Here is a 1,242-nt window from a genome sequence, read left to right as displayed (position 1 = left end):
TAGACCAATTTGCTGCCACCGCAGTAGGGCAGTCTATTCTCGGACAGGCTCCTAGTGTACATGCTTCCTGCCACGTATCGTTATGAACCAGACCAGGGCCATCAGAAACAAAAATTATCTTAAAATCTTGGCTGTACTTTTTGCAGAATTTCTGGGCTTTCGATACTTTGTCATTATTACCACCGGTTCTATCGTCAGATTGAGAGCCACCACGGGTACTATCATAACGAGCAAAACCAATAGCAACAATTTTATTAGAGTTAGAGTCACGAATCACAAAATCACAAGGGTACTCCCCCTTAAATTCTGAAAAAAGAGATGATAACTGAATGTCAGCACCGGCCCCACGTGGCCCTTCAATAGAAAAACTATTTTTAAACGAGGATTCAAACCAGTCAAAGAACAGGTCTGTCAGCATGTAGCCTTGTTTTCCTCTGTGATCATATTCTCCAAGCAAAGCAGCTAGCGCCAATTTATGTTTTTCACTGATAGAGGAGAATTGCTTTTGCAATACGTTAATATCCTTAAATAAGTGGCCAAAATTTTTAACAAATTCCGATGTTGGTTTTGCTTTAATTTTCTTGGTTGCTTCCGTGTCACATACAGTACATACGCAACGTCTGAAAAGCTTGAGCAACGACATCCGAGTTTTTGCATTATACGACTTCGGTTTCTTACTTTTTCTAATAGAGCAGTTGAAGATCTGCGTTGAGCAACAAGTTGGCAGAATAGTTCTATATCTTTGTTGTACTTTTCTTCTTTTGAAGCAAGTAGCTCTGGAAAAGGCCGTCCTGAGTCTATTGCGGTAACGACTGCAATTGGTTGTTTTATCCAAGAAAAATAGGGTTCTGAGGTGGTCATTGATATTTACAGTCTTACTTAAAGGGAGAGTAAACGCATATTTTATACACGTCATATGACGTAATATAATGAGTTACTCAATCAACTTTTACAAGACACATGACTAGCAAGAATATTGAGAAAGCTATTTCTGATGCTATGGGGGCTAAGATTTACCTTGATGCTCTTAAGCATATACCACAAATGAAAGTATCTGGTATTGAAGTCGTGAATGCGGTTTGCTCTGTAGTCATTGGACAAATGATAAGCAGAACAGCTGCCAATTCTATCAAACAGAGAGTCTTTACGAGAGTTGCTGAGTTGGGAAAGCAATATTCTGCAGAACTAGGAGGCTGTCCGAGAATAGACTGCCCTACTGCGGTGGCAGTAAATTGGTCTAAA

At 39.8% G+C, this 1,242-nt stretch carries 2 protein-coding genes; one reads left to right on the top strand and one right to left on the bottom strand.

The features are described 5' to 3' along the window. Positions 1-643 (bottom strand): hypothetical protein (locus tag KDK14_RS08445; RefSeq protein ID WP_257264655.1); only part of this gene is annotated, 643 nt, incomplete at its 3' end. Between the two features lie 317 nt (positions 644-960). Between KDK14_RS08445 and KDK14_RS08440 the strand changes: the two genes are divergently transcribed. Further along, positions 961-1,242 (top strand): hypothetical protein (locus KDK14_RS08440; protein ID WP_257264654.1); only part of this gene is annotated, 282 nt, incomplete at its 3' end.

Source organism: Endozoicomonas sp. ONNA2, from assembly GCF_024606365.1.
Classification (GTDB): Bacteria; Pseudomonadota; Gammaproteobacteria; order Pseudomonadales; family Endozoicomonadaceae; genus Endozoicomonas.
The sequence above is the reverse complement of the archived record's forward strand: the minus strand, read 5'-3'. Positions and strand labels throughout refer to the sequence as shown.